Source organism: Neisseria sp. HMSC064E01 (assembly GCF_001808875.1).
In the GTDB taxonomy this organism is placed as follows: Bacteria; Pseudomonadota; Gammaproteobacteria; order Burkholderiales; family Neisseriaceae; genus Neisseria; species Neisseria sicca_A.
The window spans coordinates 1-8,911 of record NZ_KV794898.1; the positions used below are offsets into that span (position 1 = coordinate 1).

General features: G+C 53.0%; 6 protein-coding genes. 5 read left to right on the forward strand and 1 reads right to left on the reverse strand.

Annotation, left to right across the window (positions count from 1 at the left end):
- Positions 1 to 491: 491 nt before the first annotated feature.
- Positions 492 to 1,055 carry a hypothetical protein gene (locus HMPREF2572_RS02960; RefSeq protein ID WP_070496201.1) on the forward strand — a complete coding sequence of 188 codons (564 nt, stop codon included), beginning with the start codon at positions 492 to 494 and terminating at the stop codon, positions 1,053 to 1,055.
- A gap of 195 nt (positions 1,056 to 1,250) precedes the next feature.
- Here the strand turns inward: HMPREF2572_RS02960 and HMPREF2572_RS02965 are convergent, their stop codons facing one another.
- Positions 1,251 to 1,640, reverse strand: a complete 390-nt coding sequence (locus HMPREF2572_RS02965; RefSeq protein WP_070496202.1) for a hypothetical protein — start codon at positions 1,638 to 1,640, stop codon at positions 1,251 to 1,253.
- Between the two features lie 579 nt (positions 1,641 to 2,219).
- Between HMPREF2572_RS02965 and HMPREF2572_RS02970 the strand changes: the two genes are divergently transcribed.
- From HMPREF2572_RS02970 to hutW, 4 genes are all read left to right on the forward strand, one after another.
- Positions 2,220 to 3,119, forward strand: coding sequence for a YoaK family protein (locus HMPREF2572_RS02970; protein WP_070496203.1), 900 nt, complete (start codon positions 2,220 to 2,222; stop codon positions 3,117 to 3,119).
- 305 nt (positions 3,120 to 3,424) lie between these two features.
- Complete coding sequence (locus tag HMPREF2572_RS15190) at positions 3,425 to 4,105, forward strand: YiaD family glycine zipper/OmpA-like lipoprotein (RefSeq protein ID WP_070496204.1); 681 nt, start codon at positions 3,425 to 3,427, stop codon at positions 4,103 to 4,105.
- A gap of 359 nt (positions 4,106 to 4,464) precedes the next feature.
- Positions 4,465 to 6,669, forward strand: coding sequence for a TonB-dependent hemoglobin/transferrin/lactoferrin family receptor (locus tag HMPREF2572_RS02980; RefSeq protein WP_070496205.1), 2,205 nt, complete (start codon positions 4,465 to 4,467; stop codon positions 6,667 to 6,669).
- A 242-nt stretch (positions 6,670 to 6,911) separates the two neighbouring features.
- Positions 6,912 to 8,732: a heme anaerobic degradation radical SAM methyltransferase ChuW/HutW gene (gene hutW / locus HMPREF2572_RS02985; RefSeq protein WP_070496206.1), complete on the forward strand. Its 1,821-nt coding sequence runs from the start codon at positions 6,912 to 6,914 to the stop codon at positions 8,730 to 8,732.
- The last annotated feature ends 179 nt before the right edge of the window (positions 8,733 to 8,911 follow it).

An 8,911-nucleotide genomic window follows, 5' to 3' on the forward strand; every position in this document is an offset into this window, starting at 1 on the left:
TGTCGAGGGAAGGGCTTTTTTGCAAAGGTCTCTATTTATGACTAAGGTTTGGTAATAAAGTATTGAGCATTACGTTTTAAATCAGACAAGGCAACGAAGTCGCAGGCAGTACAGACGACCTGTCACTTTAGCCACCCAAAGAATCTCTCCTTTTACACCGAAGAAAAGTAATGCTGTCTTGGTCGAAACTTAACGCACCATAGCCCCAATTTAAAGCTCATTCGCCACCTCTCCACCCTACTTTGCCGCGCACAATCTTAATCCGCCCTATCGTCAAAATCGGCATTTTGCCTATCCGTGATATATCTTTACTTAATTTCAAGTAGCTTTGCGTAAATCAAATCCACTGTTTTCAAAAGAACAAATGCCACTTTATTGATAATGAGTATCGTATTTTCATATATGGACGAGACAAGCCTTCTTTTCTCTGTTAAGGTAGGGCTTTCTGTCAGCCTATGCTGACCCCGATAGACTAAATCCGGAGTAAATTGATGAAATCCAATCTGAAATTAATCGTTCCCGCCGTTCTTATCGCTACCGCGCTGTCTGCATGCGGCAGCTCCGGCTCTAAATCTAAACCGGAAACTGCTCCGACTCCTACTGCGCAACAATCCGCTCCCGCACCTGAAACGCCTAAAACCATGGAAGTCAATAATATTGAACGTACCAAGGAAGTGGCTTACAAATGCGGACCAAACGGTACTGATCCTTTGAATGTTATGTACGGCTTCCAAGGTGATGAGCCTGTGATCGCACAAGTGAAATACCAAGGCCAGCTGACTCCGGGTCTTTCCCGCATCGTCGGCACCGGCAATGATGTCAATGGTTTCTGGGGTGAAGGCGTGGCATGGATTGCCAACCGCGCCAACTATGCCAACATCGACAAAGTGGACGGCAATATGCTGACTATCCGTCAACAAACTGTTGTCAACGGCAAAAACCAAGTCGTGGACAACATCATCACTAAGTCCTGCGTATTGGACCAAGCCGCTACTGCTCAATTGAACAAAGCACCTGCCAAACCTGCTAAGGGCAAAGGCAAAGCGAAGAAATAAAGACGTTGTATAAAGCGAAAGGTCGTCTGAAAACTTGAAAACGGGTTTTCAGACGACCTTTTTGCATCGTCGGCTGTCTTTGTGCATGATTCGGTAAACGGACACTGCAACAACACAAACAACCCGCCTTAGCGCCGGCTCTCTACGATTGCCCCACTCTATCGGCTCAAGGCTGCACACATATCAAGCCGTTTCTTACCACCAGTAATACGGCCGGTAAAACGGGAATCCCCACTCGTCGTAATAGCGGTAATAGCGTGCTTCGCGCAGCTGTTGTTGGGAAATATAATTTTGCCATGCCATCTTATAGCAGGCTTGGAACATCGGGTCGGACACTTTGTCGATGTATTTCAGACGAAAGGCTTTTTGTTCTGCACTGGGCGTGCCGACTTGCTCCGCCTGCTCGAACTGTTTGCGCATCAGTTTGGCAGTCTCCGGATCGCATTCGGCAGCCAGACTGACTTGAAGATTCTGTTCATAACGTCTTTGCGCTTGTTCGCGTGCGGCTTTTTGTTCGGGCGTAGTGGCACAGGCGGCCAGGGTTGCCACGATACACAACATCAGGGGGGCTCGAATGGAAGACATGATTTTTCCTTTTTATATCAAGGGATAGGGATAATGTACGCCTTTTACGGAAAATTGTGAAGCCTGTCGTACCGTCCATATTCAACCGACAAAGTCTAGCCAAAACAAACCGTACCACCTGGCAAGAGGTCGTCTGAAAAGTGAAGAGCCATTTTCAGACGACCTCGTATCTCGCCCTGCCTTTTTTAATGATTCTGAAACAATCGTGCTGCACTCATACTCTGGGTTTATGTGCGCCACACTCGGCGGATTTAAGGATCAGCCCGGAGAAGTGATTGTTGCAGCGGTTTCATAGTGGATTAACAAAAATCAGGACAAGGCGAACGAAGCCGCAGATAGTACAGATAGAGACCTTTGCAAAATTCCCCAAAATCCAGATAGTACGGAACCATTCACTTGGGTGCTTCAGCACCTTAGAGAATCGTTCTCTTTGAGCTTAAGGCGAGGCAACGCCGTACTGGTTTAAAGTTAATCCACTATAATGATTTCGCCATATTCATTGAAGAAGCCCTTAGCGATACAATATCGCCCCATATCCAATCAAATCGAGGTCGTCTGAAAAATTGAAAAGGGATTGATATGACGGCAAATCATCACGAAGAAACACCAAGCGGGCAACAGCACCCAACCAACCGTCACAAGCGTCGGCACGAGCGCCTGCATGCGCCGCCGTTTTGGCAGGCGGACAGGCCGTATCTGCACGAACACCATATTTCCGATGCGCGCTTCCGCAGGCTGGGCTATATCATGGCGATGTTGGCGGGGGCGATCAATGCGGGCGGTTTCTTTGCGTTTGCACGCTATACGTCACACGTTACCGGCTCGATGTCGCTGCTGGCGGACGCTGTTTATCTACGCGAATGGATAACGGCGGCAGTGGCTTTAATCAGCGTGTTGTGTTTTGTGGTCGGTGCGGCGCATTCGGGCTGGGTGGTTTTGTGGACGCAACAGAAGCGGTTTCGCGGCAGCTTTGGGTTTTCCATGTGGCTGGAAGCGGTTTATCTGCTGATATTCGGCTTGTTCGGACTGACGACTTCACAATGGAACATTGGAAGCGGGAATATGGTTTTCCCGTCTTTGGCGTTGTTTTTATTGTGTTTCATCATGGGGATGCACAATACGGTGATGACGCTTTTGTCCGGCGGCGCCATCCGTTCGACACACATGACCGGCACGGCGACCGACTTGGGCATCGAGCTTTCGCGCGCGCTGTATTATTCGAAAAAACACCATCCGCGCCTGCCTCATGTGCATGTGAACAAACCGAAGATGTGGCTGTTGAACGGTTTGATGTGGGCATTCCTACTGGGCGGCGTCGTGGGTGCTTGGGGCTACCACAAAATCGGACACCATTTCGCGCTGCCAGTATCGGCAATCTTGTTCATCTTGGGCGCGGGGTCTGTGGGCTATGATGTGAAAGTGCGCGTGAAATTTGCGCTGGCGGGATGGTATCGGCGGCATCGTGCGAAACAGCGTTAAGGAAAGCGGCATCGCAGTAAATCCGTATGCCGCCATAGTCAAATTATCGGTTTTCAGTGAACCAAACCGCTTTTCTTTTACCCAATCGAATAGACAGTCCTGCGTGATGACCTATTCATCCCAATCCAATCTATTGTTTGGAATAAAAATATCTTATTCAAGTTGCCCCTTGCGTTATCCCTGAAATGCACGGGTACTGAACGGACAATGATTGGATTCATGGCGATATGAATCATGGCGGGAGCCATCCCTTCTTCTAACTGATTTTCAGACGACCCCTGTGTCGTTGTCGAAAGGACATCTTAATGAAACTCTTTAAATCCCTGACCGTTGCCGCATTGGCAATTCCTTTGGCTCTGACCGGCTGCGTAACCGACCCTGTAAGCGGACAACGCAACACCAGCAAAACCGCCATGTACGGCTTGGGCGGAGCGGCAGTGTGCGGCATCGTAGGCGCACTGACCCACGGCGGCAAAGGCGCGCGCAATTCCGCGTTGGCATGTGGCGCGATTGGTGCGGGCGTAGGCGGCTACATGGACTATCAAGAGAAAAAACTGCGCGAGAACCTGAAAAACACCAACATCGAAGTGGAACGCCAAGGCAACCAAATCAAGCTGGTCATGCCTGAAAACGTTACCTTCGCCACAGGCAGCGCGGCATTGAGCGATCACGCACGCAACGCTTTGGCGACCGCCTCCGAAACGCTGGTGCAATACCCCGACACGACTTTGACGATTAACGGTCATACCGACAACACCGGCAACGACGGTATCAACGAACCGCTGTCCCGCAACCGCGCACTTGCCGTTGCCGACTACCTGCAATCGCGCGGCGTGAACGGCTCGCGCCTGACCACCGCCGGCTACGGCTCGCGCCATCCTATCGCGTCCAACGCCACAGTCGAAGGCCGTGCCCAAAACCGCCGCGTCGAGATTTTGATCAATCCCGACCAAAACGCCATCAAAGCGGCACAACAGCAAATGTAAGCTATCCGTCTGAGAATACAGACAAAAGGTCGTCTGAAACCTGAAATACGGGTTTCAGACGACCTTTTTTCATAGCCACATTATATGGACAAAGCATACGCCCTACTGCCCTTTCCTCGCAAACAGAAACTCACCCAAACGATTCCGTTCATAAACTTTTATCGAAAATTCAGTGTTATTCAAAAACGTTTTCCGCCTTCTTGTACATGATGGAAGCCGGCTATTTTTTATTTCCATCCACGCTTACCACACCACTCGTCCACCTTACCCCATTCCCGATATTCGCCACAAAACTTGCACATTCCTCAAAATTACAATATAAATAGAAACGATTATTATTTGATTTGCAGGTACGTTTCATGAAACAAAAGGCAGTCGTTTGCGCTTTAAGCGCATTGTTTTCCCAACATTATTTATATGCAGCGGATGTTCAGCCTGCCCAGCAAGTAGAGCTGGCTCCTGTTTTGGTTACCGCCGACCGCAACGCGCAAACGTTGGACAAAGCCGCGCCGAATGTGTCAGTTATCGGGCGCAAGACCTTAAACCAAGCGTCAGCGCAGAATTTGGACGACATGGTTTTGTACGAACCCGGCGTCAGCGTGCCGTCTGATAACAACCGCCGCGGTCATGCGGGCATCAATATCCGCGGCATAGACGGCAACCGCATCCTGATGATGGTGGACGGCGTGCGCATTCCCGAATCCTACGCAGGCGGCGGTTCCAACGGCGCGATTTCGGGACGCGATATGGTTGAAAGCGACACGCTCAAGCAGGTCGATATTGTCAAAGGCCCTTATTCCGCGCTCTACGGCAGCGATGCGCTCGGCGGCGTGGTGAACATGGTCACGCTTTCGCCGAGCGATTTTGTCGATGCAGACAAACGCGGGTATTTCGGTTTGAAACACGGCTACCGCAGCCGCGACCGCAGCCACGGCGTAACGGCGACAGCCGCCGGTTTCCATGAAAACGCCGAAGGTCTGCTGATGCTGACGCGCCGCCAAGGACACGAAACGGAAAACATGGGCGGCGACAAAAGCTACTCGACTTCGCGCACCGCCACCAATCCGCAGAAAAACAATGCCTACAATATTTTGGCGAAAGGCAGTATCGGCAACGAACGCCACCGTTTTGAAACCTTGTACGAACAGTATTACCACGCCAACGACACCGTGTTGGCAAACGGCTTGGGTTCGCAAGCGCGCGGGCCGGTAACGGTGGCGACTTCGGAAAGCAACGCCCGCGACCGCATCCGTCGCCAACGCATTGAAGCGGGCTACCGCTACTCCGGCGAGGGTCGTCTGAAAGAAGCGAACCTGACCGCCTATCAGCAAAAACTGCGCACGGAAGACGATGCCGTCGATGTCAGCATTACCCGCATGGGCGCGCGCCAACTGGGCAACTCGACCCGCTATTCCGATTACGGTTTCGAACAAGTCATACGCGGTCTGACCGGACGCGGCGTATGGGAATTTGACGGCGCGGTCAAACAAACCGTCGTTGCCGGAGCCGAATACAAACATACGGAAACCGCCCGTCCGCGCGACAGCCTGACCGTGGACAACCTGACCGGCGCCGTCAGCAAAACCTATGCGGGCAGCACCTATCCGAACAAAACCTTCCCCGACAGCAAACGCAAAACCCTCAGCCTGTACGCACAAGACAGCCTGACCTTCGGCAACGGCATCGTCCTGACCCCTGCCCTGCGTTATGAAAAAGACAGGTTGACCCCCGAAACCGACCAAGCCTATCTCAACGCCAACCCAGACGGCACAGCAACCCGCTTCAACGATTCCGCGCTCACGCCCAGCCTGCGCCTGAGCGTTCCGATGGGCGAGCAGTTCACCGGTTTCGCCACTTATTCACAAGGCTTCCGCACACCGCCGTTTGACAGCGCGACCATGGCGTTTGCCAACACAACCTACGGCTATGCCGTCATCCCGAATGCGAATCTTAAATCCGAACGCTCCAACAGCTTCGAATTGGGCATGAAGTTCAAAAACGAACGCGCCCGCGCGCAAGTTACCGCGTTCTACAACCGTTACCGAAACTTCATCGACCGCACCGAAGTCGGCACTACCTCCATAGGCGGCCGCCCGATTATCCAGTACCAATATCAAAATCTGGATAGGGTCAAAACCTACGGTGCCGAAGCCTCCGCCGCCTACAAATTCCTGCCGGGCTGGCAAGTCTCCGGCAGCATCGCTTGGATGCGCGGCAAGCAGCAAGACGGTACGCCGCTGGATTCCGCCTACCCGCTCAACGGCGTTTTGGGCGTGGACTACGCGCAAGAAAAATGGGGCGTCGATACCAACCTGCGCTGGTCGAAAAAACACAGCCGCGTCAGCAGCGACAGCGTTTTCCAAGCGCCGGGCTACGGCGTATGGGATGTCGGCGCGTGGTACAAGCCATCTAAAAACGTCGAAATCGGCGCGAACATTTACAATATCGGCAACAAAAAATACTGGCAACACGCAGACGTCGCCGGCATGAGCCGCTCAAGCGTGATGGATTTGTACACCGAAACCGGACGCAATTTCGCCGCCCGCGTTCAGCTTAAGTTTTGACGTGAACCCAAGAGGTCGTCTGAAAACGAGCCATGAGTTGAATGCCTGACACCCAAGCCAAACAGCAAATCAAGCCTTTGATTTTTCAGACGACCTCAAACTATCCAACCCAATACTAAGCTTAAATCCAGCCCTTTGCCGACACTTTTCATTTTCTGTTTCCCCTCACTATCGCCCCTTGACACTACCTATCGCTAGTGATTTAATTTTCAAATCTGATTAATAATCATTTTTAATCAACTATGGAACAGCAGATTGTTTGGACACCGCGCCAATCCGCGCCCAAAGCCTTTCCCGAACGGCAGGCGTTGATGCCGATATGGGGCGGCATACCGATTCCCCGTCCGCAATGGCAAAATATTTGGCGGCAGAAGCTCCCCCATGCCGCCGATTCCGACGCGCTCGCCTATCTGCACATTCCCTTCTGCGCCAACCACTGCGTTTTCTGCGGCTTCTACCGCAACGCATGGAAAGAGAGTTACAGCAGCGTTTACACCGACAAAATCATCGAAGAAATGGCGGCGGAAGCCGAAATCCGCCAAGGCAACGGCAAAATCCGCGCCGTCTATTTCGGCGGCGGCACGCCCACCGCGCTGCAAACTCAAGACCTCGCCAGACTCATCCGCGCCTGTTACCAATACCTGCCGATTGCCGACGACTGCGAGTTCACCATCGAAGGCCGCATGAGCCATTTCGACATCGAAAAAGCCCAAGCCTGCATCGAAGCGGGCGCCAACCGCATTTCCATCGGCGTGCAAACCTTCGACACCGCCATCCGCCGCCGCCTCGGCCGCAAACACGGCGGCGACGAAGCCTTTGCCTATCTGGAAAAACTGTGTGAAATCAATGCCGTCATCGTTGTCGATTTGATGTTCGGCCTGCCCAACCAAACCGACGCCGTCTGGCAAAACGACCTCGAACGCGCCACCGCCCTGCCTTTGTCCGGACTCGACACCTACGCCTTCAACCTCTATCCCATGCTGCCCATCAACCGCATGGTGGAAAAAGGCGCATTTCCCGCCCCGCCCGGTTTCGACGTTCAGGCCGACCAATACGCCTACGCCGTCGAAACGCTGGCGCAAAAAGGCTGGAACCAAGTCAGCAACAGCCATTTCGCCTATCCCGGCCGCGGCGAACGCAACCGCTACAACACCTTGGTCAAATCCAACATTCCCTGCTGGGCGTTCGGCTCCGGCGCAGGCGGCAACTTCGGCGGCTTCAGCTATCAGGTGCAGGGCGATTTGGACAGCTACCTCGCCACCCCGAAAGGCGAAAAAAACATCGCCTTCATGAGCAACCACAGCCCGAACAAAACCCTGCTCGGACAAGTGCAGCACGACATGGAAACAGGTCGTCTGAATCCCTCGCTGTTTGACGGCAACGCCGTCGCGCAGAAACTGATTGCCCAATGGCAGGCAATGCAGCTCTTTGAAGAACAAGGTTCAGACGGCCTCATCCGCCTGAACACCAGCGGCCGCTACTGGTCGCCCACCCTCATCCGCAAACTCATGCTCACCCTCCCGACCCAAGAAAAGGATCAAACCATGCAAAAACTTTCATCCGAACAACAAATCATGTTGCGCCAATCATTGGAAAAAAACCCCGGCCAAGTGCTCGAAATGCTCGCCGCGCAAAACCAATGCAGCTTTGAGGACGTCATCCGCTGCCTGCCCGAAAACTGCATCCGCCAAACCGAAGGCAGCCGCATCGTCGAAATCCTCCAAGCCGTCGCCGCTTGGGACGAAGCCGTCACCTTCATCGCCCACACCCCCGACGCCATCGTCGAAGTAACCGGCAAACTGCCCGGCGGCAAAGTCGGCCGCGGCTTCTACAACTTCGACCACCCCGAAACCGACGGCGGCGTACACGGTCATATCTATTACGAAAACTGTGCCGCCATCTACCTTTTGGAACGCCCGTTTATGGGCAAAGATACCTGCTCGCTCAACTTCATCAACCGCAACGGCGGCGCCATGTTCAAAATCTTCGTCGGCCGCGACGAAGCAGGCGAACTCAAACAACACCAAATCGAAGCCATGAGAAAACTGTTTGAGGCAGCTTAAACAGGTTTCAGACGACCTTTGGCTGGAACCGATAAAAATTGCCGCATTCCTGCACAAACGAAATCATCTTTCGGCATCGTAAATAACCGATGAAATTCGACAGGCTGCCTGCAAGATTGGTGTTTGCCCAAAGTAAGCTTGCGCTTACCGCCCTCTCCCTAACCCTCTCCCACGGGGAG